27 protein-coding genes and 1 pseudogene are annotated in these 25,033 nt (G+C 74.9%); 20 read left to right on the top strand and 8 right to left on the bottom strand.

Annotated elements, in window-relative coordinates; translation table 11 throughout:
* The 3 genes and pseudogenes from AB0G14_RS30950 to AB0G14_RS30940 form a co-directional block, all read right to left on the bottom strand.
* A pseudogene (locus tag AB0G14_RS30950) lies at positions 1 to 424 on the bottom strand (hypothetical protein); the annotation flags it as partial.
* Between the two features lie 49 nt (positions 425 to 473).
* Positions 474 to 836, bottom strand: coding sequence for a hypothetical protein (locus AB0G14_RS30945; protein ID WP_088976442.1), 363 nt, complete (start codon positions 834 to 836; stop codon positions 474 to 476).
* Positions 837 to 849: 13 nt separating this feature from the next.
* On the bottom strand, positions 850 to 1,164 hold the full coding sequence (locus AB0G14_RS30940) for a hypothetical protein (protein WP_091101477.1): 315 nt from the start codon (positions 1,162 to 1,164) through the stop codon (positions 850 to 852).
* A gap of 343 nt (positions 1,165 to 1,507) precedes the next feature.
* Between AB0G14_RS30940 and folP the strand changes: the two genes are divergently transcribed.
* From folP to AB0G14_RS30905, 7 genes are all read left to right on the top strand, one after another.
* Entirely contained in the window at positions 1,508 to 2,419 is a 912-nt protein-coding gene (gene folP / locus AB0G14_RS30935; protein WP_357703495.1) for a dihydropteroate synthase, read from the top strand.
* Positions 2,416 to 2,781 (top strand): dihydroneopterin aldolase, encoded by a 366-nt coding sequence (gene folB / locus AB0G14_RS30930; protein WP_357703493.1) that lies wholly within the window; start codon positions 2,416 to 2,418, stop codon positions 2,779 to 2,781. Before folP ends, folB begins: the two co-directional genes overlap by 4 nt.
* A complete protein-coding gene (gene folK / locus AB0G14_RS30925; RefSeq protein WP_357703490.1) occupies positions 2,778 to 3,302 on the top strand; it encodes a 2-amino-4-hydroxy-6-hydroxymethyldihydropteridine diphosphokinase in 525 nt (174 codons plus the stop codon). The genes folB and folK overlap by 4 nt, the downstream gene beginning before the upstream one ends.
* Positions 3,303 to 3,321: 19 nt before the next feature.
* Positions 3,322 to 3,864, top strand: a complete 543-nt coding sequence (locus AB0G14_RS30920; RefSeq protein WP_357703488.1) for a DUF3180 domain-containing protein — start codon at positions 3,322 to 3,324, stop codon at positions 3,862 to 3,864.
* A gap of 118 nt (positions 3,865 to 3,982) precedes the next feature.
* Entirely contained in the window at positions 3,983 to 5,197 is a 1,215-nt protein-coding gene (locus tag AB0G14_RS30915) for an ABC transporter permease (RefSeq protein ID WP_357703486.1), read from the top strand.
* 96 nt (positions 5,198 to 5,293) lie between these two features.
* Positions 5,294 to 5,608, top strand: a complete 315-nt coding sequence (locus AB0G14_RS30910; RefSeq protein ID WP_357456544.1) for a hypothetical protein — start codon at positions 5,294 to 5,296, stop codon at positions 5,606 to 5,608.
* Between the two features lie 60 nt (positions 5,609 to 5,668).
* Positions 5,669 to 6,166 carry a hypothetical protein gene (locus AB0G14_RS30905; protein WP_357703482.1) on the top strand — a complete coding sequence of 166 codons (498 nt, stop codon included), beginning with the start codon at positions 5,669 to 5,671 and terminating at the stop codon, positions 6,164 to 6,166.
* Between the two features lie 82 nt (positions 6,167 to 6,248).
* Here AB0G14_RS30905 and AB0G14_RS30900 read toward each other — a convergent pair whose 3' ends face one another.
* The gene (locus tag AB0G14_RS30900; protein WP_357703480.1) at positions 6,249 to 7,250 is read right to left on the bottom strand and encodes an ATP-binding cassette domain-containing protein; all 1,002 of its coding nucleotides are present in this window, start codon (positions 7,248 to 7,250) and stop codon (positions 6,249 to 6,251) included.
* Between the two features lie 2 nt (positions 7,251 to 7,252).
* Here AB0G14_RS30900 and AB0G14_RS30895 point away from each other — a divergent pair, with 2 nt between their 5' ends.
* The 4 genes from AB0G14_RS30895 to AB0G14_RS30880 all read left to right on the top strand — a co-directional run bounded on the left by AB0G14_RS30895 (position 7,253) and on the right by AB0G14_RS30880 (position 11,789).
* Positions 7,253 to 7,939, top strand: coding sequence for an ABC transporter permease (locus tag AB0G14_RS30895; RefSeq protein ID WP_357703478.1), 687 nt, complete (start codon positions 7,253 to 7,255; stop codon positions 7,937 to 7,939).
* A 55-nt stretch (positions 7,940 to 7,994) separates the two neighbouring features.
* On the top strand, positions 7,995 to 8,717 hold the full coding sequence (locus AB0G14_RS30890) for an ABC transporter permease subunit (protein WP_357703475.1): 723 nt from the start codon (positions 7,995 to 7,997) through the stop codon (positions 8,715 to 8,717).
* Between the two features lie 288 nt (positions 8,718 to 9,005).
* Positions 9,006 to 10,010 (top strand): glycine betaine ABC transporter substrate-binding protein, encoded by a 1,005-nt coding sequence (locus AB0G14_RS30885; RefSeq protein WP_357703472.1) that lies wholly within the window; start codon positions 9,006 to 9,008, stop codon positions 10,008 to 10,010.
* A gap of 114 nt (positions 10,011 to 10,124) precedes the next feature.
* Complete coding sequence (locus AB0G14_RS30880) at positions 10,125 to 11,789, top strand: hypothetical protein (RefSeq protein WP_357703470.1); 1,665 nt, start codon at positions 10,125 to 10,127, stop codon at positions 11,787 to 11,789.
* 22 nt (positions 11,790 to 11,811) lie between these two features.
* Here AB0G14_RS30880 and AB0G14_RS30875 read toward each other — a convergent pair whose 3' ends face one another.
* Genes AB0G14_RS30875 through AB0G14_RS30865 form a run of 3 tightly spaced genes read right to left on the bottom strand, consistent with a single transcriptional unit; the run spans position 11,812 to position 14,586 of the window.
* Positions 11,812 to 12,999 (bottom strand): NADH-quinone oxidoreductase subunit D, encoded by a 1,188-nt coding sequence (locus AB0G14_RS30875; RefSeq protein WP_357703468.1) that lies wholly within the window; start codon positions 12,997 to 12,999, stop codon positions 11,812 to 11,814.
* Complete coding sequence (locus AB0G14_RS30870) at positions 12,996 to 14,270, bottom strand: SAM-dependent methyltransferase (protein ID WP_357703465.1); 1,275 nt, start codon at positions 14,268 to 14,270, stop codon at positions 12,996 to 12,998. Before AB0G14_RS30870 ends, AB0G14_RS30875 begins: the two co-directional genes overlap by 4 nt.
* A gap of 4 nt (positions 14,271 to 14,274) precedes the next feature.
* Positions 14,275 to 14,586 carry a hypothetical protein gene (locus tag AB0G14_RS30865; RefSeq protein WP_357703463.1) on the bottom strand — a complete coding sequence of 104 codons (312 nt, stop codon included), beginning with the start codon at positions 14,584 to 14,586 and terminating at the stop codon, positions 14,275 to 14,277.
* Positions 14,587 to 14,739: 153 nt separating this feature from the next.
* On the opposite strand from AB0G14_RS30865, the gene AB0G14_RS30860 reads away from it, so the two are divergent.
* The 7 genes from AB0G14_RS30860 to AB0G14_RS30830 all read left to right on the top strand — a co-directional run bounded on the left by AB0G14_RS30860 (position 14,740) and on the right by AB0G14_RS30830 (position 21,624).
* A complete protein-coding gene (locus tag AB0G14_RS30860; protein WP_357703461.1) occupies positions 14,740 to 15,717 on the top strand; it encodes a Rossmann-like and DUF2520 domain-containing protein in 978 nt (325 codons plus the stop codon).
* A 29-nt stretch (positions 15,718 to 15,746) separates the two neighbouring features.
* Positions 15,747 to 16,595, top strand: coding sequence for a pantoate--beta-alanine ligase (gene panC, locus AB0G14_RS30855; protein ID WP_357703458.1), 849 nt, complete (start codon positions 15,747 to 15,749; stop codon positions 16,593 to 16,595).
* A gap of 37 nt (positions 16,596 to 16,632) precedes the next feature.
* Positions 16,633 to 17,055 (top strand): aspartate 1-decarboxylase, encoded by a 423-nt coding sequence (gene panD / locus AB0G14_RS30850; protein ID WP_357456567.1) that lies wholly within the window; start codon positions 16,633 to 16,635, stop codon positions 17,053 to 17,055.
* A 207-nt stretch (positions 17,056 to 17,262) separates the two neighbouring features.
* Entirely contained in the window at positions 17,263 to 18,156 is an 894-nt protein-coding gene (locus AB0G14_RS30845; protein ID WP_357703454.1) for a septum formation family protein, read from the top strand.
* A gap of 89 nt (positions 18,157 to 18,245) precedes the next feature.
* Positions 18,246 to 19,940, top strand: coding sequence for an L-aspartate oxidase (locus tag AB0G14_RS30840; protein WP_357703451.1), 1,695 nt, complete (start codon positions 18,246 to 18,248; stop codon positions 19,938 to 19,940).
* A complete protein-coding gene (nadC, locus tag AB0G14_RS30835; protein WP_357703448.1) occupies positions 19,937 to 20,833 on the top strand; it encodes a carboxylating nicotinate-nucleotide diphosphorylase in 897 nt (298 codons plus the stop codon). Before AB0G14_RS30840 ends, nadC begins: the two co-directional genes overlap by 4 nt.
* A 32-nt stretch (positions 20,834 to 20,865) precedes the next feature.
* A complete protein-coding gene (locus AB0G14_RS30830) occupies positions 20,866 to 21,624 on the top strand; it encodes a type III pantothenate kinase (protein WP_357703446.1) in 759 nt (252 codons plus the stop codon).
* A gap of 53 nt (positions 21,625 to 21,677) precedes the next feature.
* On the opposite strand, the gene AB0G14_RS30825 is transcribed toward AB0G14_RS30830, so the two are convergent.
* A complete protein-coding gene (locus AB0G14_RS30825) occupies positions 21,678 to 22,418 on the bottom strand; it encodes a class I SAM-dependent methyltransferase (RefSeq protein WP_357703444.1) in 741 nt (246 codons plus the stop codon).
* Between the two features lie 91 nt (positions 22,419 to 22,509).
* On the opposite strand from AB0G14_RS30825, the gene lysS reads away from it, so the two are divergent.
* On the top strand, positions 22,510 to 24,018 hold the full coding sequence (gene lysS, locus AB0G14_RS30820; RefSeq protein ID WP_357703441.1) for a lysine--tRNA ligase: 1,509 nt from the start codon (positions 22,510 to 22,512) through the stop codon (positions 24,016 to 24,018).
* 110 nt (positions 24,019 to 24,128) lie between these two features.
* The gene (locus tag AB0G14_RS30815) at positions 24,129 to 24,479 is read left to right on the top strand and encodes an Lsr2 family protein (RefSeq protein WP_342672168.1); all 351 of its coding nucleotides are present in this window, start codon (positions 24,129 to 24,131) and stop codon (positions 24,477 to 24,479) included.
* Positions 24,480 to 25,033 lie beyond the last annotated feature (554 nt).

Below are 25,033 nucleotides of genomic sequence, written 5' to 3'. Positions count from 1 at the left end.
GTTCGACCCGGCCGACCTGCCTGAGCTCGACGACTGGGCGCGGCTGCGCATCGACACCACCCTGCGCGAGGACGCTCCCACCTGGCACGCCCCACACCGCTTCACCGACCCGCACGGCGGGCTGGAGCGGCGGCGTGGCCGGCCGCGTGCCGGGGCGCGTCCCCCCGAACAGGTCGAGGAAGGGCGAGTCTATGTCGGCGCTGTCGGCCGGTGGCCCTGGGTCGACCGGTGGCGTGCGGCGCTGCACCGGGCGGGGCGCCTGGAAGACGCCGACGCCGCCGTGCCCGGGGGCGGTCACGAGGGCCGGGTCGAGGGCGACCTCGTCCCGCTCCGGCTCATCCGGGTAGTCGAACGACCGCGCACGGTTACCGTGCGAGGCGATCGGACGCCCGGCCGGGGAACCCGGCGTGGAAGAGCGACTCATGCGACCGCCTCACCCGCGTCGTGCGACTGCCTGATCGGCGTACGCCTGGTCATGCCAGTTCCTCCCGGATCCTGATCCGGCTGCCGACCAGGCGGGGGTCCCGCTGCTCGGCGGCCGGCTCCCGGGTCCGCCGCCAGTCGGTCAGCGCGGTGCGGATCACCATGCGCGCCGGCCGGTCCGGGTCGACGTACCGGAAGATGAACGAGGTGGTCACGATGGCCAGCGCGATCTCCCAGGCCGGGAAGAGCTCGACCTGCAGCGTGAACAACCAGTGGATGAACATGTAGAGGGGGACGAGCAGCATGAACAGCCCGTACTGGGCGTAGGGCAGGTGGACCGGAAGGGTGTAGCCGGGCGGCCCGAGGTAGACCAGGCGAGCCCGGTAGATGTCGTCGTCGGTGCGCAGCCGCATGTCGTGCCCGCGCCTATTCGAAGATCAGGTCGATCAGGTAGTCGCCGATGAAGAAGAGTGTGGCGGCTCCGGCGATGAAGGCGAGCCCGACGATCGCGATGGCCGAGCTGGTCAGCACCTTGGAGATCTCGCCCCGGCTGGCCCGCCCGATGAAGATGACGCCCAGCACGGCCAGCAGGATCGGAGCGATCTTGCTGGCGAAGAACGTGACGACACCCTCGGTGTCGATGCCTTTGGGCGCGGGCTCGGCGAGTGGAGTCGACGCCAGGGTGGAGAGCGTGTGGGCGGCGGCGGACGTCACCGTCTCCATCAGCTCGATGGCGATCACTGGAACCTCCCCAAGTCGCGGCCGGCGGCGCCGCGGTGGTGCAGTAGGCATGCCTGGCGGGAACGGTGCTCACTAGCCGCAGCGTCGACGACCCTGCGTTCGTTACCCACCACGGAGGGTGGTGAGCTTTGGGCGGATTTTCCCGCTTCGGCCCTCCCTCCAGGCTTCGCCATCTCGATGCCGGGCAATTCCAAAGCGTACGGGCAGGCCCTCAATGCGACAAGCCGCGAAGAGTCTGCCCGATTCGACCCGGACGACCGATCGTACACCCGTTCGAATGCGCATGTCACTGCCCTCGACCCGGCCCGCCCGGGGTGCTCCGGCCGACCGGTACCGTCTAGTCGTGACCGATCTGGTACGGGCCTCGGCCCCGGTGGTGATGGGCGTCCTCAACGTCACGCCCGACTCGTTCTCCGACGGCGGACGGTACGCCGACCTCGACGCCGCCGTCGGACACGGCGTGCGGTTGCGGGCCGACGGCGCCCACCTGGTGGACGTGGGCGGGGAGTCCACCCGGCCCGGCTCCGACCGGGTCGACGCCGACACCGAGACGGCCCGGGTGCTGCCGGTCGTCCGGGAGCTGGCCGCCGCCGGCGTGCCGATCAGCATCGACACCACCCGCGCGCGGGTCGCCGAGGCGGCCCTCGCCGCCGGCGCGGCGGTGGTCAACGACGTCTCCGGCGGCCTCGCCGACCCCGACATGGCCCGGGTGGTCCGGGACGCCGGCTGCCCCTGGGTGCTGATGCACTGGCGCGGCCACGCCCGCGAGATGGGCGAGCTGGCCCGCTACACCGACGTGGTCGCCGACGTCCGCGCCGAGCTGGGCCGGCGCGTCGACGAGGCGTTGCGGGCCGGTGTCGCCGCCGACCGCATCGTGATCGACCCGGGGCTCGGCTTCGCCAAGACGGCCGCGCACAACTGGGAGCTGAGCGCCCGCCTGCCCGAGCTGCTGGAGCTGGGCTTCCCGCTGCTCTTCGCGTCCAGCCGCAAGGCGTACCTGGGTCGGCTGCTGGCCGGCCCCGACGACGCCCCCCGCCCCACGGACGGCCGGGACGCGGCCACCGTCGCCACCAGCCTGCTCGCGGTGGCGGCCGGCGCCTGGGGCGTCCGTGTGCACGACGTCCGCGCCACCGCGGACGCGCTCGCCGTCTGGCGGGCCACCGGCGCGCCCTGCCTGACGCCCCCGACCACCGGCGCGGCCCACGCGGGCGCCGGCCGGGCGGGCGGCACCGCCGACCACGGAGGAGACCGATGACCGACCGCATCCAACTGACCGGCCTGCGGGCGCACGGCCGGCACGGGGTGTACGACTTCGAACGCGCCCAGGGGCAGGACTTCGTCGTCGACGCCGTCCTGGAGATGGACCTGGCCCCGGCGGCGCGCTCCGACGAGGTGGGCGACACCGTCCACTACGGCGAACTGGCCGAGCGGCTGGTCGCCGTCGTCACCGGCGAGCCGGTCAACCTGATCGAGACGCTCGCCGACCGGTTGCTGACCGTCTGCCTGGCCGACCCCAGGGTCGAGGTCGCCACGGTCACCGTGCACAAGCCGGAGGCGCCCGTCCCGCACGCCTTCACCGACGTGGCCGTCACCATGACCCGGCGGCGCGGCCGGTGACCCGGGCCGTCCTCTCCCTCGGCAGCAACCTCGGCGACCGGCTGGCGCACCTGCGCTCCGCCGTGTCGGCGTTCGGTGACGACGTGCTCCTGGTCTCCGGCGTCTACGAGACTCCACCGTGGGGGGACCAGGACCAGCCCGCGTACCTCAACGCGGTGCTGCTCGCCGAGGACCCGGCCGCGACGCCGCGCGATTGGCTGGAGCGGGCCCGGGCGGCGGAGCGCGCCGCGGGCCGGACCCGCGACCCGCAGCGCCGCTTCGGGCCGCGCACCCTGGACGTCGACGTCATCGCCGTCTGGGCGGACGACGAGCCGGTGGTCAGCGACGACCCGGAGCTGACCCTGCCGCACCCCCGGGCGCACCTGCGGGCGTTCGTGCTGCGGCCGTGGATCGACATCCAGCCGTACGGGCGGCTGCCCGGGCACGGCTGGCTGACGGACCTGCTCAACACCGGCCCGGCCGCTGCCGACGCCCTGGATCTGCGCCCCCGGCCGGATCTGGCGATAGAGTCGACGGCATGACCCAGTGGAGCCGGCCGGCATGACGCAGGCGCGATCCCCACGCCCGGGCGGGACGGGTCCGGACCGGTTCCGGATGGGCCCCACCCGGATCTCCACCCTGGTGGTGGCCGGTCTCGGCGCCGCCGCGGTGGCCTGGCTGCTGATCAGCACCCTCTACTACGACTACCTGCCCGACCTGCCGTGGCTGCCGGTGGTCACCCTGGCCGCGCTCGCCGTGCTGGAGGGGTACGCCGCGGTCAACACCCGGGGGCGGATCGAGCGCCGGCCGGGCCGCGATCCGGTCAACCCGCTGCTGGTCGCCCGGTTCGTGGTGCTGGCCAAGGCGTCCTCGCTGGCCGGTGCGATCTTCGCCGGCTTCTACGCCGGGCTGACCGGCTGGCTCTTCGTGGAGCGCACGGACGCCGCGATGGACGACCGGCCGGTCGCCGGCGCCGGCCTGCTCGCCGGGTTGGCCCTGGTGGCGGCGGCGCTCTGGCTGGAGCGCTCCTGCCGCGTCCCCGAGCAGGAGGACGACGAGGACCGCGAGCCCGGCGACCGGGAGAACCGCCCCGGCCCGCGCTGATCCGGGGGTTACGCCCGGCCTCCCGCACGGGTAGCGTGCCTGCGACCGGAGAGCAACGGCCGCCCCGGCCCGCCCGCGCGTCGGACCTGGACGAGCGGCCACGTGGGAGGCGGCGGCTATGGGGTACGACGAACCGGGGCGCGACGCGTCCACCGAGCCGTCGTCCGGCATCCCGGCCGCCGTCCTGGAGAACGTCTTCGACGACCCCGCGCACGGGGAACCCGGCCGGGACCGGTTCGCGGTCCACGTCGTCTGGGAGTTGCTGCTCCTCGTCACGCTGGGCGTCGGGACGTTCCTGCTCTGGCGGGAGAACCCGGACGCGCTGCGCGGCGCCGGGCTGCGCTCGCTGCTGCTGGACGCGGTCGTGCTCGGGCTGCTGGCGCTGGCCGCCGGGCTGAGCCTGCGTACCGCCGCGGTGAACCTGGCGGTGGGCCCGGTGGCGGTCGCCGCCGCGCTGCACATGGCCGAGCAGGGCGACCGGGGCGTCACGGCGGCCACCGGGCCGGCCCTGGCGGTCGCCGCGCTGGGCGGGCTCGCCCTGGCGCTGGCCGTGGTGGTGCTGCACGTCCCCGGCTGGGCCGCCAGCCTCGCCGGTGCGGCGGGGGTCGTCGTGTACATCGAGCAGCGCTCCGCGCCGGTCCTCCCGCAGGGTGACTACGACCCGGGGCGCGGCGCGCTGCACCTCTTCGCCGGGCTCGCGGCCGTCGCCGTGCTCGGCGGCTTGTTAGGGGCGGTGCGGGCGGTCCGCCGGCTGGTCGGCCGCTTCCGCCCCGTCGTCGACCCGGCTCGCCGCCGCGGCGTGGTGGCGGCGGTGGTCGTCTCCGGCGCGCTCGTCTGCTCGACCGTGCTGGCCGCCCTCGCCGGCATGCTCACCGCCACCCGCGCCACCGGGCCGGTCGCGCCCGACGCCGGGCTGGACTGGACGGTGCTGGCGGTCGGCATGGCGCTGCTCGCCGGCACCAGCGCCTACGGCCGGCGGGGCGGCGTGTTCGGCACCCTGCTGGCGGTGTGCCTGGTCGCGGTCTTCGTCGCGTACGCGCAGGCCCGGGGCTGGACGGTGAGCCGGTGGGCGGTCGGCGCGGCGGCGCTCGGGGTGGGACTGCTGGTCACCCGCCTGGTCGAGGCGTACGGGCGGCCGGCGGTCGGCGCGGCGGCGGAACCGGTCCCGGTCGGGGACGGCCGGATCGGCACGGGTTGGGCGGCGCCCCGGCCCGACCCGGTCGGCGACTGGCCGCCCGCCCTGCCGGCGCAGTCCACCGAGAGCCCGGCGGACCCCTGGAGCGTGCCGCGGTGGGAGAGCGGGCCCCGCCGGTGGGAGAGCGACGACCGCTGAGCGGCCACCCCTGGCCGGCCGCGGGGCGGGCCGGCGGTGCCGGCCGGTGTCGCGTCCACCCTGCCGGCGGTGATCTCGGCGGTTAGGCTCGGCGGCATGACCGACACACCATCGACCTCCGCCGGCCCGTCGTTCGAGGAGCTCGACGCGCTGTCCACTGAGGAACTGCGGGAGCGGGCCTTCGCGGTCGCCCGGGAGCGCCGCGACGTGGGCTTCTTCTGGTCGGTGCTGCGGCACCTGCCGAACGCGGACGAGGCCGCCGCCCTGGACGGCGCGCCCAACTCGGTGGGACCGACGATCGACGAGGCCGCGGCGCTGTGGCGGGAGCTGACCGGGCACGGCTACGAGGAGTCGGCGCCGCTGCTGCGGGCCGCCTTCATCGACTACCTGATGACGCACCCGCGGAAGTGACGGTGGCCGACGGGCTCCGGCAGGTTTGCTCCCCGAGGTCCGCCGGGAACTGATCCGATCATGGCGCTCACCAACCCGCCGCGGGCCGGCGGCCGCTACGGGACGGCGGCGGGCACCGGCGCGCTCGCCGCGCTCCTGCTGGTCGCGGTCTGCGGCAGCCCGGCGTACGTCGGCTGGGCCGCCGGCACCGACCCGACCTCCGCCGGCGGCTGGTTCCTGCAACTGCTGGCCTGGCCGGCCTGGCGGTTCGACGGCGGCGATGCCTCCGGCGGCCTGCTCGTCGCGAACCTGCGGGCCGTCCTGCTGGTGATCCTCGCGGTGGTCTTCCTCTACCTGCTGCCCGCCACGCAGGTGGCCCGGGTGCAGGGGTCGGCGAGCCAGTTCTTCTCCGGCTGGGCCGCCTACGTCCTGGCCGGCGGCTTCGCCTCGCTGCTCGCCGCCTTCCTCGGCCCCGAGCCGGCGCTGCTCACCGCCATCCAGTCGGCCGGCACCGGCGCGACGTACGGCTTCCTCTCCGGCTGGATCGTCGGCACGGCCAGCCTCGGCGGCCGGGCCTGACCCGCCGGCCCGCGATCCCCCCGTCGTCCGACCCGGCCCCGTTGCCCGCGACCCCCCCCCGGCGTCGGGGCGGCCGGGCCGGTCACCGGTCGGGCCGGCCCAGTTCGAGCAGTCGCGTCCGGCTGAGCAGGCCCACCGGCCGCCCCTCGTCGGTCACCACCACCCGGTCCGCGGCCGAGGTCAGCAGCGCCCCCAGCGCGTCGTACGCCGAGCCGCCCCGCGACACCGTCGGCAGCTCGGCCACCCCGGTCGTCGGCAGCGGTTCGACGGCCGCGCCGGTCAGCGGGGTGACCGCCAGCCGGCGGATGCCCCGGTCGGTGCCGACGAACTCGCGGACGAAGGGCGTGGCGGGCGCCCCGAGCACGGCGGCCGGGGTGTCGTACTGCTCCAGGCGACCGCCCTGAGAGAGCACCGCGATCCGGTCGCCCAGCCGGACCGCCTCGTCGAGGTCGTGGGTGACCAGCACGATCGTCTTGCGCACCTCGGCCTGCAACCGCAGGAACTCCTCCTGCAACCGGGTCCGGGCGATCGGGTCGACGGCCGAGAACGGCTCGTCCATCAGCAGCACCACCGGGTCGGCGGCGAGGGCCCTCGCCACCCCGACCCGCTGCCGCTGGCCGCCGGAGAGCTCGTGCGGGTAGCGGCGGCCGAACGTCGCCGGGTCGAGCCCCACCAGTTCCAGCAGCTCGTCGACCCGGCGGCGGCTGCGCTCGCGGGGCCAGCCGAGCAGCCGGGGCACGGTGGCGACGTTGGCGCTGACCGTCTGGTGCGGGAAGAGCCCGACGTTCTGGATCACGTAGCCGATCCGGCGGCGCAGCCGAACCGGGTCCACCCGGGTGACGTCCTCGCCGTCGAGCAGGATGCGGCCACCGGTCGGCTCGATCAGCCGGTTGACCATCCGCAGCACCGTCGACTTGCCGCAGCCCGACGGTCCGATGAGCACCACCAGCTCGCCGGCGGCGATGTCGAGGCTCAGCTCGCGTACGGCCTCGGTGCCGTCCGGGTAGCGCTTGTGGATGCCCTCCAGCGCGATGGACGCCGCACGCGGCCCGCCGTGATCCGTGGTTGCCGGGGTAACGTCCACACATGTCCTTCCGCCTGAGCTACCGGGCCGACCCGGGTAACCCGTGGTTCTCCTGGCAGTACGTGCGGGACAACTCTGACACGATCCTCGCCGCCGTGCGGGAGCACGCCTCGCTGACGGTGCGCGCGGTGCTGATCGCCGCCCTGGTCGCCGTGCCGCTGGCCGTGGCCGCGTACTGGTTCCGCTCGCTGGCCGGGCCGGTGCTGGCTGTCACCGGGGTGCTCTACACGGTGCCGTCGCTGGCGCTGTTCGCGTTCATCGCGCCCTACCTGGGCATCGGGGCGGTGACGGCGCTGAGCGTGGTGGTCCTCTACGCGCTGCTGGTGATCGTCCGCAACGCCCTCGCCGGGCTCAACCAGGTGCCTCCCGAGGTGCGTGAGGCGGCCGAGGGGATGGGGTACGGCCGCTGGGGCCGGCTGTTCCGGGTCGAGCTGCCGCTGGCCCTGCCGGGCATCCTCACCGGCCTGCGGCTGGCCACGGTCTCCACGGTGGCCCTGGTGACCGTGGGCGTGGTGATCGGGCGGGGCGGCCTCGGGCAGCTGATCTTCGCCGGCTTCCAGAACAACTTCTACAAGGCGCAGATCATGACGGGGACGCTGCTCTGCGTCCTGCTCGCCCTGGTGCTCGATCTGATCCTGGCCGGCGTGGGCCGGCTGCTGTCCCCCTGGCTGCGGAGCAGGGCGGCGTGAGCGCTCGGAACGCCGCGCGGCGCGGTCCCGCGGTCGCGAACGGAGGGCGGGCCCGATGAACCCCGTCGAGGCGGCGCTGGTCTGGCTCAACGACCCGCTGAACTGGACCAATCCGGGCGGGATCCTGGAGCGGCTCGGCGAGCACCTGTCGATGTCGGCGGCGGCGGTGGCGCTGGGCTGCCTGATCGCCTGGCCGATCGGGCTCTGGCTCGGGCACACGGGTCGGGGCGGGGGCCTGGTGGTGCTGGTGTCGAACGTCACGCTCGCCGTGCCGACGCTGGCCCTGCTCACCATCCTGCCGCTGACCTTCCTCGGCTTCGGCCAGCCGTCGGTGGTGGTCGCGCTGGCCGTCTTCGCGGTGCCGCCGCTGCTGGCCAACGCGTACACGGGGGTGCGGCAGGTCGATCCGGAGGCCCGGGACGCGGCGCGCGGCATGGGCTTCTCCGGGTGGCAGTTGCTGCGCCGGGTCGAGCTGCCGCTGGCGGTGCCCTACCTGGCGGCCGGATTCCGCACGGCGGCGGTGCAGGTGGTGGCGACCGCCGCGCTGGCCTCCTTCGTCAACGGCGGCGGTCTCGGGCAGATCATCCGCGCCGGGTTCGGGCTGGACATCGCCGCCGGCGGCGGCCAGATCCTCGCCGGCGGCGTGCTGGTGGCCGGGCTCGCCGTCCTGGTCGAGCTGGTGCTGGCCCTGGTCGAGCGGCTGGTCACCCCCCGCCCGCTGCGGGCCACCCGCCGCCGGGCCCGCCGCCGCGCGGCGGACGCGCTGGCCGGCGGCTGAGCTCCGGTCCGCCCCGGGCGGGACGCCACATTCGGGAGTGCCCGCCGACGCACGCCGACGCCCGCTGCCGCTCACCGACGCCCGCTGCCGGGTTGCCGTCGACGGGTGACGATCCGGTGACAAAGCTTTCCTCGGGTTGTCGGACGCGTGTGGAAGATGTTGGGTGGAAAATCGCGGGCGGCCGGAAGGGGCCGCCTGGCGGACACAGCGGGCGGCCGGACAGGGATCGCCCGTCGGACACGCGGCCGGCCCGGACGGGTCGCGCCGGGACACGGAAGGCGGGCACTGATGCGCGCACGTACACGACTGGCGGTCGGTGCGGTGGGAACCCTCGCCGCGGCGGGGCTGCTGACCGGATGCGGCGACGCCGGCTCCTCCGGCACGGACGCCCCGGAGCAGGCGGCCTCCGGGGCCGGCTGCGCCCCGGTCGCCGGTGACCAGCTCGTCGTCCTCGACGACGACAAGAAGCTCCAGAACACCGACAACGTCATCCCGGCGGTCAACGCCAAGGCGGCCAACCCGCAGCTGCTCGCGGCGCTGGACAAGGTCTCGGCGGCGCTCGACACGCCGAAGCTGATCCAGCTCAACAAGGCCGTCGACGTGGACCGCAAGACGGCACAGAAGGCGGCCGAGGAGTTCGCCGCGGCCAACGGCGTCACCACGGGCATCGCCAAGGGGCCCGGCGGTCAGATCGTGATCGGCGCGGCCAACTTCACGGAGAACGAGATCCTGGCCGAGCTCTACAAGATCGCGCTGACCGCCGCCGGCTACGAGGCCAAGGTGCAGCAGATCGGCAACCGCGAGCTCTACGAGCCGGCCCTGGAACGGGGCGAGATCCAGGTGGTCCCCGAGTACGCGGCGACCATGGCCGAGTTCCTCAACACCAAGGCCAACGGCAAGGACGCCCAGCCGGTGTCCTCGCCCGAGCTGGAGAAGACCGTCGCCGCGCTGAAGGCCGCCGGCGACAAGGTGGGCCTCGTCTTCGGCACGCCCGCCGCCGCCCAGGACCAGAACGCCTTCGCCGTGACGAAGACCTTCGCCGACAAGTACGGCGTCCGCACGCTCTCGGACCTGGCGGCCAAGTGCTCGGGCCAGGCCACCGTGCTGGCCGGGCCGCCGGAGTGCCCGCAGCGGCCGAAGTGCGGGGCCGGGCTGGTCCAGGTCTACGACTTCAAGGCCGGCTCGTTCAGCTCGCTGGACCAGGGCGGCCCGCAGACCAAGAACGCCCTGAAGACCGGTGCCGCCAGCGTGGGCCTGGTCTTCTCCTCGGACGGCGCGCTGGCCGCCAGCTGATCCCCGGCCGGTCGCCGGCGGCCCCGCGCCGTCGGCGACCGGCTGCGCCGTCCCGTCCCGCCGGGCCTCTCCAGCCGTTTCCAGGCGGGGGAACTCTCGGTAGGCTGCGGACCCATGCCAGCTTCGGTCGCCCCCGCCGACAAGCGCAATCCACCGCTGCTCGCCGTGCTCTTCTGGATCGGCGTCGCGCTGGCGCCGGTGGCGGCGCTGATCCTGCTCGTCGCCGACGGCAACGGTCCGCTGCGGTTCGCCGCCGTGCTCGCCATCCTGGCCGTGGTCCTGATCGGCCTGTCGATCGCGTTGCGCGCCGACGGCGCCGGCCCGGCCCGCACCGAGGAACTGCTGGACGAGATGGAGCAGCTCCGCCACGAGCTGCGCGGAGAGATCGTGGCGGCCGCCCAGCGCGGCAACCAGGCGCTCGACCAGGCCCAGCGGGCCCAGGAGGCGGTCGCCGCGCTACGCCGGCGGCTGGACGCCAGCAGCGCCGCGCTGGCCGGAATCGACGACCAGGCCGATGCCGGCCGGGGCCCGGGATCCGCCGACGACGGGTTCGCCGGCCGGGGACGGGCGCCGGGCCAGGACGATCCGGCGCCCGGCTGGGGACGCGCCGACCGGGACGACGAGGAGCCCGCCCGCCGGCCCCAGCCGGGCCCGCGCGCCGAGCGGCCGGCGGCCCAGGCCGGGGCGTACGGCGCGGACCGGCCCACCGGCGGGTACGGCGGGGATCGGCCCGCCACCACCGGGTCCGCCGGGGTGTACGGCGGGGACCGACCCGCCGGCGGAGCGGCCGGGGTGTACGGGGCGGCCCGGCCGGCGGAGCCCGAGAGCCAGCCCGCCGCGCGCCCACTCGGGGTGGTGCGGCACACCGAGACCGTGCACGTCACCACCCGGCACACCATCGTGGACGGTGGCGCGTCCGTGCCCGGCGACCCCGGCACCCGGTACGGCGACGGGTACGCGGGACGGTGGTCTCCGGCGCCGGAGGAGCGGCCGTGGTCCGGCGAGTCGGACGACCGGTCCCGGGCCGGCCACGGCGACCCGGCGGACCGTTCGCGGCGCGACGACGACCGTTCCCGGCGGAACGACGACCGGTCGTGGGCGACGGCCGGCGCGCCCCGGGACGAGGACCGGTCGCGGTCGCGCGACGGGGGCGAGTGGTCCGGGCAGGGGACCGACCGCGAGTGGCCGGGCCGACGGGGCGAACGCGGGCAGCGGCAGGAGCGCGGGCAGCAGTGGGACGACCGGGGCCGGGACGGCACGGGCGGGCCGGCGGCCTGGGCCGCGCCGGCCGAGCAGCCGGGGCGGGGCCGGCCGCAGCAGCCCGACGAGGCGGGGCCGGAGAACGGTGGGTACTGGTCGGAGTTGCGCGCCGGTGACCGGTGGGCGGCCGTGCGGGACGACGACCGGGGCCGGGAACTGCGGGTCGGGGAGCGGCGGGCCGAGGTGCACGCGGACGCCACCGGCACCGAGTACCGGGTCGCGGACCGCTGGGCGACGGTCCGCCGGGACGAGCCGCGCCGGGACCGGGCGGACGACGGATGGCGGGGCGGCTGGGCGGAGCCGGGGGACGCGCCGGCGCTGCCGGCCGGCGGGGTGCCGGTGCCCGAGGAGTGGCGCCCGCCCCGCCAGCGCGGGCACCAGCCCGAGGCGCACCGCGCCCGCCAGCCGGAGCCCGAGCCGGAGCGGTACGGCCGGCGGCCGGAGGAGCGCTACGGCTACCCGCCGCAGGACGACGCCCCCCGCGCGGGCGGCTCGCGTTCGGCCGACCGCTGGCGCTGACCGGCGACCGGGGCCGCGCGGGTCACTTGTCGATGTCGCCGACCACGAAGAACATCGAGCCGAGGATGGCGATCAGGTCCGACACCAGGCAGCCGGGGAGCAGGGTGGCCAGCGCCTGCACGTTCGCGTACGACGCGGTGCGCAGCTTGAGCCGCCACGGCGTCTTCTCGCCCCGGGAGACCAGGTAGTAGCCGTTGATGCCGAGCGGGTTCTCGGTCCACGCGTAGGTGTGTCCCTCGGGCGCCTTGAGCACCTTCGGCAGCCGGGTGTTGACCGGCCCGGTGAGCCGGTCCACCCGGTCCAGGCACTGCTCGGCGAGGTCGAGCGAGGCGTACACCTGGTCGAGCAGCACCTCGAAGCGGGCGTGGCAGTCCCCGGCGGTCTTCGTCACCACCGGCACGTCCAACTGGTCGTAGGCCAGGTAGGGCTCGTCGCGGCGCAGGTCGAGGTCGAGGCCGGAGGCCCGGGCGACCGGCCCGGACGCGCCGAACGCGGCGGCGTCCGCCGCCGTGAGCACGCCGACGCCGACCGTGCGGGCCAGGAAGATCTCGTTGCGCCGGATCAGGTTGTCCAGGTCCGGCATGCGTCCGCGGACCTCCGCGATGGCGGCCCGCGCCCGGCCGGTCCAGCCGGACGGCACCTCCTCCTTGAGGCCGCCCACCCGGTTGAACATGTAGTGGATCCGGCCGCCGGAGACCTCCTCCATCACGGCCTGGATCGTCTCCCGCTCGCGGAACGCGTAGAACATCGGCGTGATCGCGCCGATCTCCAGCGGGTAGGAGCCGAGGAACATCAGGTGGTTGAGCACCCGGTTCAGCTCCGCGAGGGCCATCCGCAGCCAGGTGGCCCGTTCCGGCACCTCCATGCCCATCAGCCGCTCCACGGCGAGCACCACGCCCAGCTCGTTGGAGAAGGCCGAGAGCCAGTCGTGCCGGTTGGCCAGCACGATGATCTGCCGGTAGTCGCGGACCTCGAAGAGCTTCTCCGCGCCCCGGTGCATGTAGCCGACGATCGGCTCGCAGGCCACCACGCGCTCGCCGTCGAGCACCAGCCTCAGCCGGAGCACGCCGTGGGTGGAGGGGTGCTGCGGCCCGATGTTGAGCACCATGTCGGTGCCGAGCTGCTCCCCGCCGGTGCCCGCCACCAGGCCGGCCCCGGTGCCGACAGTCAGCTCGCGGAGGTCGCCGGCGTCCGTGGTCATGCCCGTCATCGTGCCATGAACCGCTCGGGGTCGACGCCGACCGGTTGCCGCAGCCACCAGTGCCCGCCCAGCCCGGCCGGGTCGGTCAGCTCCGCCATCGCCGAGGCGGCGGCGAGCGCCCGCACGTACCCGACCGGGTCGCTGGCGGCCAGGCTCAGCGCCGGTCGCCCGCCGTCGGCCCCGAGCGCCCGCAGCGCCTCCCGCTGCGACACCAGGTCGTACGCGCACCGGGCGACCCGCCCACCGGCGGAGGCGACGGAGTCGACGGCGACGTGTGCGGTGACGTCGCGGGTCCCGTCGGGCACCGGCGGCACCTGCCGCCCAGCCCGGTACCCGGTCAACGTCCCGTCCACGGGCCGGCCGCCTCGCAGGTGTCCGTAGTCCACGGCCAACGCCAGCCCCCGGTCGACGTGGCGCACGGCGTCCGCCCAGGCCTCGTCGCGCGTCCGGCCGATCTCGGCTCGCACCCCGGTGGGGGGTTCCGGGCGGCCCGACCCGCTCCGGGCGGTCAGGCTTGATCCCTCCGCGGGTCGGGCCGCCCGGAACCCCGACCCGGTCGAGCCGACCCCGTCCGCCACGGTCCGAGGCAGGAAGCCCGGGGCATCTTCCGCCGGCAGCGGCCACCACGTGGTCAGCCAGGCGGCGTCGTCCGGGCTGACCGGATCACCCAGGGCCTCCGCACCGGAGGTGGGGTCAACCAGGAGGTAGCGCCATCCGTCGTCGGCGGGGACGGCAACGTCCAAGGGGACGTTGTCCAGCCACTCGGTTGCCACGAGCACCCCGGTGATGCCCTCAGGGATGTCGCTCCTCCAGGCGATCTGTCCGGGCAGGCCCTCGGGGCGCGGGGCAAGTTCGACGGCGGTGAGGCGTACCCGACGGGCGAGCGCAACCGGCGCGGACGGGGCGGGACCGGCGGACGGCGGGCCGGACGAGGGCGAGGGCCGGGGGGCGGCCGAGGGAGTCGGGGTTGCCGGGGAGCCCGCCCGCGGAGGGATCAAGCCTGACCGCCCGGAGCGGGCGGGCTCCCCGGCAACCCCCAACGCGGCGGAGAGTGCGCGCAGCAGCTCGCCCCGGCCGGCTCCCACGTCGACGACGGAGAGGACGGGGGGGTGGTCGAGGGCGGCGTCGACCTGCTCGACGAGCCGCAGCAGCGCGGCGGCGAAGGCGGGCGACGCGTGGACGCTGGTGCGGAAGTGGTCGGCCGGGCCGGAGCCGGAGACGAAGAACCCGCCCGGCCCGTAGAGCGCCCGGTCCATGGCGTCCCGCCAGCGGACCGGCATCAGTTCATCCCTCGTCCCGCGTGGACGACCAGATCTCCAGTATGGGGTCGGACGGTCGGAGCGCGTCGAGGTCGGGGGCCGCCCGCCCGGCGCGGGCGGAGATGACGCCCACCGCCTCCCGGAACCCGTCGACCGTCTCGCCGACCTCCATGAACTCGCCCGACACGTGGGTGACCTCGAAGTACCGGAACCGGTGCTCCTCGGGGGGCAACGCGGCGACCGAGACGTGTTGGATCTCCGACCAGGGCCAGCCGAAGCTGTGCCGGGCGTCCTCCGTCCGGATCCCGATTTCGTCCACCACGACCCGCTCCGTCACAGGCGGCACTGTAGCCGCAGCCGGCCGCCCGCGCCGCCGGGAACGCCCCCGCGCACCGCCCGGTGAAGGTTTTCACAGACCCTGTTTCGGCTCCGTCACGGCGGCGCATACTTGCGATCGACCGGTACCCCCTTCGAGGACTGGATCGTTGCCATGAGCGCACCGCTGCGCCCGCAGGCGGCCACCCCGCGTACGGCCGCCGTACCGTCGGGCGGCGCCACATCCGGCGCCCCGCTCTCCTTCCCGCGCACGCTCACCGTCGGCGTCGTCGGCGCCGGCCGGGTCGGCGCGGCGCTGGGCGCCGCGCTCGTCGCCGCCGGCCACCGGGTGGCCGCCGCCTCCGGCGGCTCCGGCGCCTCGCGGGCCCGGCTGGCGCTGCTGCTGCCCCGGGTGCCCCGCCGCTCCGCCGCCGCGGTGGCCCGCGCGGCCACCGACCTGCTGCTGCTCGCCGTGCCGGACGACGCGCTCGCCGGGGTCGTCACCGACCTGGCCGACAGCGGCGCGCTGCGTCCCGGCCAGGTCGTGGCGCACGTCTCCGGCGCGCACGGGCTGGCCGTGCTCGCCCCGGCCGCCGCGGCGGGCGCCCGGCCGCTCGCCCTGCACCCCGCCATGACCTTCACCGGTACGCCGGACGACCTCGCCCGGCTGGCCGGCATCTCGTACGGCGTGACGGCCCCGGCGGAGCTGCGCCCCCTGGCCGCCCGGCTGGTCGCCGACCTCGGTGGGGTGCCGGAGTGGGTCGGCGAGGCCGACCGGCCGCTCTACCACGCGGCGCTGGCGCACGGTGCCAACCACCTGGTGACCCTGGTCAACGAGGCGGCCGACCGGCTGCGCGACGCCGGGGTGGCCCAGCCGGAGAAGGTGCTCGCCCCGCTGCTGCGGGCCGCCCTGGAGAACGCGCTGCGCCTCGGCGACGACGCGCTGACCGGGCCAGTGTCCCGGGGCGACGCCGGCACGGTCGAGCGGCACCTGGCCCGGCTCGCCGCCACCGCACCCGAGTCGGTCGCGCCCTACCTGGCCCTGGCCCGGCGTACGGCCGACCGGGCCATCGCCGCCGGCCGGCTCCGCCCGGTCGACGCGGAGTCGCTGCTCGGCGTGCTGGCCGGGACCCGGCGGGAGGTGGCCGCGTGAACGGGCCGACGGTGGACGGAGGGGACCGCGTGACGGAGTTGGTGCACACCCGCGCCGAGCTGGCCGCGGCGCGGGACGGGCTCAAGGGCACTGTCGGCGTCGTGATGACCATGGGCGCCCTGCACTCCGGGCACGAGACGCTGCTGCGGGCGGCCCGGGAGCGGGCCGACCACGTGCTCGTCACGATCTTCGTCAACCCGCTCCAGTTCGGGCCGAACGAGGACTTCGACCGTTACCCGCGCACCCTCGACGCCGACCTGGAGATCTGCCGGCGGGCGGGTGCCGACGTGGTGTTCGCCCCATCGGTGGCGGACATGTACCCGGACGGCCAGCCCCGCGTCCGGGTCAACCCGGGTCCGCTCGGCGAGGACCTGGAGGGGCAGAGCCGCCCCGGGTTCTTCCACGGGGTGCTGACGGTGGTGCTGAAGCTGCTCCAGCTCACCCGCCCCGACCTGGCGTTCTTCGGCGAGAAGGACTACCAGCAGCTCACCCTGGTGCGGCGGATGGCCCGGGATCTCGACGTGCCGGTCGAGGTGGTCGGCGTGCCCACCGTGCGGGAGCCCGACGGGCTCGCCCTGTCCAGCCGCAACCGCTACCTGTCCCCGGCCGAGCGGGAGACCGCGTTGAGCCTGTCGGCGGCGCTGCGGGCCGGTGCCGAGGCCGCCGACGCGGGCGGTGACGCGGGGGCCGTGCTCGCCGCCGCGCACGCCGCCTTCGGCGCCGGTACGCCCGGCGCGCGGCTCGACTACCTGGTGCTCACCGACCCGGACCTGGAGCCGGGGCCGGTGTCCGGTCCGGCGCGGCTGCTCGTCGCCGCCTGGGTCGGCGGCACCCGGCTGATCGACAATGCGGCGATCCGGCTCGCCCCCCGTTCCTGAACCCGACCCGCACCACGTTTCCGCGAAAGGCATCCCGATGCTGCGCACCATGCTCAAGTCGAAGATCCACCGGGCCACGGTGACCCAGGCCGACCTGCACTACGTCGGCTCGGTGACCGTCGACGAGGACCTGCTCGACGCCGCCGACCTGATCCCCGGCGAGCAGGTGGCGATCGTGGACATCACCAACGGGGCCCGGCTGGAGACGTACGTGATCCCGGGCGAGCGGGGCAGCGGCGTGATCGGCATCAACGGTGCCGCCGCCCACCTGGTGCACCCGGGTGACCTGGTCATCCTCATCTCGTACGGGCAGATGGACGACGCCGAGTCCCGGGCCTACCGGCCGAGGGTCGTGCACGTCGACGCCGACAACCGGATCGTCGAGCTGAACACCGACCCCACCACCGCCGCCCCCGGCACCGCCGGCGCCCCCGTCCCCAACCCCTACGCCGCCGTCTGACCCGCCCCTCCCCCTCCCGCATTTCCCCGCGATCTTGCACTTTCGGCCCGGCTTTTGTCGCCATAAGCCCCATTTGTCCGGGCGATAACTGCAAGATCGCGGCGTACGGGGTGTGCGGAGGGGACGCGAGCGCGGTCTGTCGCCGAGAGGTGGCGGTGGGTAGTCTGGGTGCCCGTCGGAGAGACGCGGTGGCTGGGGGAGGCCGCGATGCGCCGTTCGATGACCACCCTGCTCGCCGCCGTGAGCGCGGCAGTCCTCCTGGTCGGCTGCGCCGGCTCCGCCGGGCTGGACGGTGACCTGGCCGACGACTGGGCGGCCCTGCCCGCGCCCGGCCCGTTCACCCCGGCCGCCGGCGTCTGCCAGGCCGCCGACTTCACCGACGTGGTGACCCTGGCGGCGTACGCGCCGGTGGACTGCGCCGCGCCGCACCGGGTCGAGACCGTGCACGTGGGCGCCTTTCCGGCCGAGCGGGCCACCCCGCCGTCGGGCGGCTCGGCCGAGCTGCGGGGCGCGTTCGCCGACTGCGACGCCCGCGCCACCGGGCACGTCGGCGACGACTGGCGAGCCGGGCGGCTCCGGCTGGCGGTGGCCCTGCCGTCCGGGCCCGGCTGGGCGGCCGGCTCCCGCTGGTACCGGTGCGACCTGACCGAGGTGAGCACCGTCGAGGCCGCCGCCACGGTGGTCACCCGCTCCGGCAGCCTGCGGGACGCGCTGCGCGGGCCGTCGCCGCTGCGGCTGGCCTGCCAGCAGACCCGGGCCGGCGGAGGGGCGGTGCGGACGCTGCTCCCCGTCGACTGCGTCACCCGGCACGACGCCGAGTTCGTCGGGGTGTGGCGGGCGCCGGACCGCCCGTACCCGACCCGGGCCGCCGACTGGGCCCCGCTCTACGCCGGCTGCCGCTCCGTGCTGGGCCGCTACGTGGGGGTGCCCGACGACGCGGACCTGCGCTTCCGCAGCGGGGTGGTGGTGCGACCGCCGGGGGCGGGGCGCTGGCGCGTCGGCGACCGCGGCGTCCGCTGCTACCTGTGGCTCGACGACCGTACGGTGACCGGCTCCCTGAGGGGCGCGGGCCCGGCCGCCCTGCCGGTCCGGACGAGGTAGGCCCCCACCCGGCCGCCGGACGCGATGGTCCAAACCACTCGTCCCGCCCCCGCCGCCCCCCGCGAGGGCCCTTCGGGTTGACTGTGGGCATGGACCTTCCGACCGTGGACCTGCCGGCGCTGCCCCGACTGCTGGCCGCCCCCGCGCCCGGCTGGGTGGAGACCACCGACGTGATCGTGGTCGGCTCCGGGGTGGCGGGACTCACCGCCGCGCTGCACCTGCGGGAGGCGGGCCTGCACGTCACCGTGGTCACGAAGGTCAACATCGACGAGGGTTCGACCCGCTGGGCGCAGGGCGGCATCGCCGCCGTGCTCGACCCGCACGACACCCCGGCCGCGCACGCCTCGGACACGGAGATCGCCGGCGTCGGGCTGTGCGACCCGGCGGCGGTGCGGGTGCTGGTCGAGGAGGGCCCGACCCGGCTGCGCGAGCTGATGCGGATCGGGGCGGAGTTCGACCGCAACCCGGACGGCTCGTTGATGCTCACCCGCGAGGGCGGGCACCGGGCGGACCGGATCGTGCACGCCGGCGGCGACGCCACCGGGGCCGAGGTCCAGCGGGCCCTGCACGCCGCCGGCCGCCGCGACCCGTGGATCCGGCTGGTCGAGCACGCCCTGGTGCTGGACCTGCTGCGCGCGCCCGGCGACGGCCCGGGCGGGCTCGGCGCGGCCTGCGGCATCACCCTGCACGTGCTCGGCGAGGGCAGCGAGGACGGGGTGGGGGCCATCCTGGCCCGGGCGGTCGTCCTGGCCACCGGCGGAATGGGCCAGATCTACGCGGCCACCACCAACCCGGCCGTCTCGACCGGGGACGGGGTGGCGCTGGCGATGCGCGCCGGCGCGGCGGTGACCGACGTGGAGTTCGTCCAGTTCCACCCGACCGCGCTGATCACCCCGGCCGGTGCGGGCGTGCCGGGCGCCGGGCACGCCCAGCAGCCGCTCGTCTCCGAGGCCCTGCGCGGCGAGGGCGCCCACCTGGTCGACGGCGACGGCAAGCGGTTCATGGTCGGGCAGCACGAGCTGGCCGAGCTGGCGCCCCGGGACGTGGTGGCCAAGGGCATCCACCGGGTGCTGCTGGCCACCGGCGCGGACCACGTCTTCCTCGACGCCCGGCACCTGGGCGGCGACTTCCTGGCCCGGCGCTTCCCGACCATCGTCGCGTCCTGCCTGGCCATCGGGGTCGACCCGGCGACCGACCTGATCCCGGTCGCCCCGGCCGCCCACTACGCCTCCGGCGGCGTCCGCACCGACCTGCGCGGCCGCACCTCCATCCCCGGCCTGTACGCCTGCGGCGAGGTCGCGTGCACGGGCGTGCACGGCGCGAACCGGCTGGCCAGCAACTCCCTGCTGGAGGGGCTGGTGTTCTCCCGGCGGATCGCCGAGGACGTCGCCGTCGGGCTGCCGGAGCAGGCCCAACCGGCGTCGACCGGCGCCTGGGTCGGCGGCGAGGGCTGGGTGGTGCCGGCCGAGGCGACGCCGACCGTGCAACGGGCGATGACCCGGGGCGCGGGCGTGCTCCGCTCGGCGCAGACCCTCGCGGGGACCGCCGACGCGCTGACCGGGCTCGGCGAGGGCCGGGGCCGGCCCCGGACGGCCGACTGGGAGGCGACGAACCTGATCACCGTGGCGTCGGCGCTGGTCGCCGCCGCGTACGCACGCCGGGAGACCCGGGGCTGCCACTGGCGGGAGGACTTCCCGACGGCCGACGAGCGGTGGCTCGGCCACCTCGTCGGCGCGGTCGGGGCGCAGGGCCGGATGACGTCTCAGTGGGAGGGGATTCGATGACGGAGTCGACGGAGCGGGCGTTGCGGGACGCCGGCCTGGACCCGGCGCAGGTGCGGCGGGTGATCGGGAACGCGCTCGCCGAGGACCTGGGGCCCGACTTCCTGGACGTCACGAGCGTCGCCACCATCCCGGCCGGGCAGACCGACACGGCCGACCTGGTGGCCCGCGCCGACGGCGTGGTGGCCGGGCTGGCCGTGGCGGCGGCCGTCTTCGAGCTGGTCGGCGAGGTGACCGGCGCCGGCCGTACGGTCGAGGTGTCGGTGGTGGCCCACGACGGCGCGCGGGTGGCCCGCGGCGACGTGCTGGCCACGGTGACCGGCCCGACCCGGCTGCTGCTGACCGCCGAGCGGACGGCGCTCAACCTGCTCTGCCGGATGTCCGGGGTGGCCACCCACACGCGGGCCTGGGCGGACGCGCTGGCCGGCACCAAGGCGATGGTGCTCGACACCCGCAAGACCACCCCCGGCCTGCGCGCCCTGGAGAAGTACGCGGTCCGCGCCGGGGGCGGCACGAACAAGCGGATGGGCCTGCACGACGTCGCGATGATCAAGGACAACCACAAGCTGGCGGCGGGCGGGATCACGGCTGCCTTCCGCCGGGTCCGGGAGACCTTCCCGGACGTGCCGGTGCAGGTCGAGGTCGACACGGTCGCCGAGGCGGTGGAGGCCGTCGAGGCCGGGGCGGACTTCCTGCTGCTGGACAACATGACCCCGGAGATGCTCACCGAGGTGGTCGCCGCCGTGGGGGACCGGGCGGAGCTGGAGGCGACCGGCGGGCTGACCCTCGACGTCGCGGCGCGGTACGCGGCGACCGGCGTCGACTTCCTGTCGGTGGGCGCGCTGACCCACTCCTCGCCGATCCTCGACATCGCCATGGACCTGCGCACCGAGTGAACCGGCGGCCGGTCGTTGTCTAGGCTTCGTGCGTGCTGCTCTGCATCGACATCGGAAACACCAACACCGTGCTGGCGACCTTCGACGGCGACAAGCTGGTGCACTCCTGGCGGATCAAGACCGATGCGCGGTCGACGGCGGACGAGCTGGGCCTGAAGTTCCGGGGCCTGCTCGCCGGGGACGCGGTCGAGATCACCGGGGTGGCGGCCTGCTCCACCGTGCCGGCCGCGCTGCGCTCGCTGCGCACCATGCTGTCCCGCTACTACGCTGACCTGCCGAGCGTGATCGTCGAGCCCGGGGTGCGCACCGGTGTGCAGCTCGCCATCGACAACCCGAAGGAGGTGGGCGCCGACCGGGTGGTGAACACCCTGGCCGCGTACACCCTCTACGGCGGGCCGTCGATCGTGGTGGACTTCGGCACCACCACCAACTTCGACGTGATCAGCGACCGGGGCGAGTTCCTCGGCGGCGCCTTCGCGCCGGGCATCGAGATCTCCTTCGACGCGCTCGCCGCCCGAGCCGCCCAGCTACGCAAGGTGGAGGCCACCCGGCCCCGTTCGGTGATCGGCAAGAACACGGTCGAGTGCCTCCAGTCCGGCCTCTACTTCGGCTTCGCCGGCCAGGTCGACCGGATCGTCGAGCGGATGACCGAGGAGCTGGGCGAGGTGCGGGCAGTCATCGCCACCGGCGGGCTCGCCGGCCTGGTGATCAACGAGTGCCGCACGATCACCCACCACGAGCCGATGATCACTCTGATCGGCCTGCGGATGGTCTACGAGCGCAACGTCTGACCCCGCCGGCCCCGGTCCCGGGCCGCCGCCGTGGCCGGGCGCCGCCGCCGGCCTCAGCGCCGCCGGGCGCGGCAGACGAGCGTGCGGTACGGCAGGTCGAAGCGCTCCCGCCCGGCCAGCTCGGGGTGGGTGTCCAGCAGGTCGCGCAGTTCCCGGTCGAGGTCCCGCCGCCGTTCCGGGTCGGCCGTCAGGTAGTACGAGCGGGTCCGGACCATCCCGACCAGCTCGTCCGGGGTGAGCGTGGTGCGGTGCGCGAAAACGGCCTGCTCGGCCGGCGCGAACGCCGGCCCGAAGTCGCCGACCCGGCTGGCCAGGTCGGCGGCGCTGCCGCCCATCCGGGCGATCTTCGTCAGCTCCGCCACCCAGCCGGTCCGCTCGTCCCGCAGGTTCCAGATCGGCGCGAGGACGCCACCGGGCCGGAGCAGCCGGGCGATCTCGGCGTGCGCCCGCTCCCGGTCGAACCAGTGGTACGCCTGCCCCGCCAGCACCGCGTCGGCCGCGCCGTCCGGCAGCGGCACCGACTCGGCGCTGCCCGCCACGGCCGTGGTGCCCGGGGTGACGGCGTCCAGGCGGGCCCGCATCCCGGGGTCCGGCTCGACGGGTACCACCGCGTGTCCGAGGGCGAGCACCCCGCGGGTGAGGATGCCGGTCCCGGCGCCCAGGTCTACGACGCGGGCGGGCGCGTCCAGCCCGTCGAGCGCCCAGCGCACCGCCTCCTCCGGATAGCGGGGCCGGAACCGGTCGTATTCGCCCGCCGCCGCACCGAACGACAGGGCGTGAGTGGGGTCGGTCATGGCGGGCAGGTTATCCCGTAACGCCTCCCTGGCGCCTTGAGTACGCTCGGGGCCTGACCCCGCCCGAAATCTCCTTCTGAGGAAGCGTGCCGTGACCGAGCAGACTCCCGTGCCAGTCGATCCCGCCGACGACCTTCCCGAGCAGATGAAGGTCCGCCGGGAGAAGCGGGACCGGATGCTCGCCGAGGGCGTCGAGCCGTACCCGGTCGGATTCCCCCGGACCAGCACGCTGGCCGAGATCCGCGAGAAGTACGCCGAGCTGCCCACCGACACCGCCACCGGCGACCGCGCCTCGGTCACCGGCCGGGTGATCTTCGTACGCAACACCGGCAAGCTCTGCTTCGCCACCCTCAGGGACGGCGACGGCACCGAGTTGCAGGCGATGCTCTCCCTGGACCGGGTCGGCGCCGAGCGGCTGGACGACTGGAAGCGCCTCGTCGACCTCGGCGACCACGTCGGGGTGACCGGCGAGGTGATCACCAGCCGCCGGGGCGAGCTGTCCGTGCTGGCCGACGAGTGGGCGGTCACGGCGAAGGCGCTGCGCCCGCTGCCGGTGGCGCACAAGCCGCTGAGCGAGGAGGCGCGGGTCCGGCAGCGCTACGTCGACCTGATCGTCCGGCCGCAGGCGCGCCAGATGGTGCGCACCCGGGCCGCGACCGTCCGCAGCCTGCGCGACTCGCTGCACGACCGGGACTTCGTCGAGGTGGAGACCCCGATGCTGCAGTTGCTGCACGGCGGCGCGGCGGCCCGGCCATTCGTGACCCACAGCAATGCGCTGAGCACCGATCTGTATCTGCGAATCGCGCCGGAACTGTTTCTCAAGCGGGCCGTCGTCGGCGGCGTCGACCGGGTCTTCGAGATCAACCGCAACTTCCGTAATGAGGGCATCGACTCCTCGCACTCCCCCGAGTTCGCGATGCTCGAGGCATACCAGGCGTACGGCGACTACGACACGATGGCGGAGCTGACCCGCAATCTCGTGCAGCAGGCGGCGATCGCGGTCGCCGGCTCGACCGTGGTGACCCACGCCGACGGCCGGGAGTTCGATCTGGGCGGCGAGTGGCGCTCGGTGACCCTCTTCGGGGTGCTTTCCGAGGCGCTCGGCGAGGAGGTCACGGTACGCACCGAGCACGCCCGCCTCGTCGAGTACGCCGACAAGGTCGGATTGGCGGTCGACCCGAAGTGGGGGTCGGGCAAGCTGGCCGAGGAGCTGTTCGAGGAACTGGTCGTCCCCGGCCTCCAGGCACCCACCTTCGTCCGCGACTACCCGGAGGAGACCAGCCCGCTCACCCGGGCGCACCGCAGCGAGCCGGGGCTGGCCGAGAAGTGGGACCTCTACGTGCTCGGTTTCGAGCTGGGGACGGCGTACTCGGAGCTGGTGGACCCGGTGGTGCAGCGGGAGCGGCTGCTGGCCCAGGCGCAGCTCGCGGCCCGCGGCGACGACGAGGCGATGCGGCTGGACGAGGACTTTCTCCGGGCGATGGAGTACGGAATGCCGCCGGCCGGGGGTATGGGAATGGGAATCGACCGGCTCTTGATGGCGCTGACGGGCCTGGGAATTCGGGAAACCATCCTCTTCCCCCTGGTGCGGCCGGAGTAGTCGCGTACTCGCACCGGGTCGTTACCGCATCCTATTGACGCGACAAGCGTCGCACGGGTTATTGTGCTCTCAAGTTTGCAGGAGCACCCTGCTCGAAAGGAATGTGGGACGTGGCCAAGCAGATCATTCATAAGCTGGTTGATGACCTGGACGGCGGGGACGCTGACGAGACCGTCAAGTTCGCGCTCGACGGCGTTCAGTACGAGATCGACCTGTCGAGCTCGAACGCCGAGAAATTGCGTGACGTATTCGCTCCCTACATCGCCCACGGCACCAAGGTGGGCCGGGGCGGTGTCGTCGTGGGCGGCCGGGCCGCGCGCGGCCGGGGCGGCGCCACCGCCGACCGGGAGCAGAACAAGGCGATCCGGGCCTGGGCCAAGAAGGCCGGCAAGGACATCTCCGACCGGGGCAGGATCCCGCAGGAGATCGTCGACGAGTACCACTCCAAGGCCGGTCACTGACCCGACCGCCGACGGGCGACAGACGCCGGGCCGGAGCACGACTCCGGGCCGGCGTCGCCGTATCCGCCCACGTGCGCCCGGACCGGGAAGAATTCCGCCCCGACGGAGGTTGTCCACAGCCGGTGGAGAATTTGTCCACAGCCTGTGGATGACTCCCCGGCGGCCCGGGTTCGCAGGCCGTGTCGGCGCCGGCACCGGTCCTGCGGACGCGGTCCGGGCGGTGGCCGAATTTCGCTCTGCGCGTACAGGCGGGGGTCGCGGAACACCCCCTGAGCGCGGACGGTTGGGTAAAACGACGCGTACGCGGCCTCCGGCGGGGACACACGACCTCAGCGGAGTCGGTCTGCGGCGATAGAGTAAGTAGGCACGGACGCCCGTCCCGGACGTCCGCGCACCGGCCCCGCCACGACTTCTTGACCATCAAGATCGAGTGCGCACGGCACGTGAGGAGCACGAGGGCATGTTCGAGCGGTTCACCGACCGAGCGCGACGGGTTGTCGTCCTGGCCCAGGAAGAGGCCCGGATGCTCAACCACAACTACATCGGTACGGAGC

It is taken from the genome of Micromonospora sp. NPDC023814, assembly GCF_040639595.1.
Classification (GTDB): Bacteria; Actinomycetota; Actinomycetes; order Mycobacteriales; family Micromonosporaceae; genus Micromonospora.
The sequence above is the reverse complement of the archived record's forward strand: the minus strand, read 5'-3'. Positions and strand labels throughout refer to the sequence as shown.

What these genes read in the sequence shown, in the direction of transcription:
- AB0G14_RS30945 (WP_088976442.1), bottom strand. Translation starts at nt 836, where the DNA reads ATGCGGCTGCGCACCGACGACGACATCTACCGGGCTCGCCTGGTCTAC.
- folB (WP_357703493.1), top strand. Translation starts at nt 2,416, where the DNA reads ATGACCGACCGCATCCAACTGACCGGCCTGCGGGCGCACGGCCGGCAC.
- AB0G14_RS30920 (WP_357703488.1), top strand. Translation starts at nt 3,322, where the DNA reads ATGACGCAGGCGCGATCCCCACGCCCGGGCGGGACGGGTCCGGACCGG.
- AB0G14_RS30915 (WP_357703486.1), top strand. Translation starts at nt 3,983, where the DNA reads ATGGGGTACGACGAACCGGGGCGCGACGCGTCCACCGAGCCGTCGTCC.
- AB0G14_RS30910 (WP_357456544.1), top strand. Translation starts at nt 5,294, where the DNA reads ATGACCGACACACCATCGACCTCCGCCGGCCCGTCGTTCGAGGAGCTC.
- AB0G14_RS30905 (WP_357703482.1), top strand. Translation starts at nt 5,669, where the DNA reads ATGGCGCTCACCAACCCGCCGCGGGCCGGCGGCCGCTACGGGACGGCG.
- AB0G14_RS30895 (WP_357703478.1), top strand. Translation starts at nt 7,253, where the DNA reads ATGTCCTTCCGCCTGAGCTACCGGGCCGACCCGGGTAACCCGTGGTTC.
- AB0G14_RS30890 (WP_357703475.1), top strand. Translation starts at nt 7,995, where the DNA reads ATGAACCCCGTCGAGGCGGCGCTGGTCTGGCTCAACGACCCGCTGAAC.
- AB0G14_RS30885 (WP_357703472.1), top strand. Translation starts at nt 9,006, where the DNA reads ATGCGCGCACGTACACGACTGGCGGTCGGTGCGGTGGGAACCCTCGCC.
- AB0G14_RS30880 (WP_357703470.1), top strand. Translation starts at nt 10,125, where the DNA reads ATGCCAGCTTCGGTCGCCCCCGCCGACAAGCGCAATCCACCGCTGCTC.
- AB0G14_RS30875 (WP_357703468.1), bottom strand. Translation starts at nt 12,999, where the DNA reads ATGACGGGCATGACCACGGACGCCGGCGACCTCCGCGAGCTGACTGTC.
- AB0G14_RS30870 (WP_357703465.1), bottom strand. Translation starts at nt 14,270, where the DNA reads ATGCCGGTCCGCTGGCGGGACGCCATGGACCGGGCGCTCTACGGGCCG.
- AB0G14_RS30860 (WP_357703461.1), top strand. Translation starts at nt 14,740, where the DNA reads ATGAGCGCACCGCTGCGCCCGCAGGCGGCCACCCCGCGTACGGCCGCC.
- panD (WP_357456567.1), top strand. Translation starts at nt 16,633, where the DNA reads ATGCTGCGCACCATGCTCAAGTCGAAGATCCACCGGGCCACGGTGACC.
- AB0G14_RS30845 (WP_357703454.1), top strand. Translation starts at nt 17,263, where the DNA reads ATGCGCCGTTCGATGACCACCCTGCTCGCCGCCGTGAGCGCGGCAGTC.
- AB0G14_RS30840 (WP_357703451.1), top strand. Translation starts at nt 18,246, where the DNA reads ATGGACCTTCCGACCGTGGACCTGCCGGCGCTGCCCCGACTGCTGGCC.
- nadC (WP_357703448.1), top strand. Translation starts at nt 19,937, where the DNA reads ATGACGGAGTCGACGGAGCGGGCGTTGCGGGACGCCGGCCTGGACCCG.
- AB0G14_RS30825 (WP_357703444.1), bottom strand. Translation starts at nt 22,418, where the DNA reads ATGACCGACCCCACTCACGCCCTGTCGTTCGGTGCGGCGGCGGGCGAA.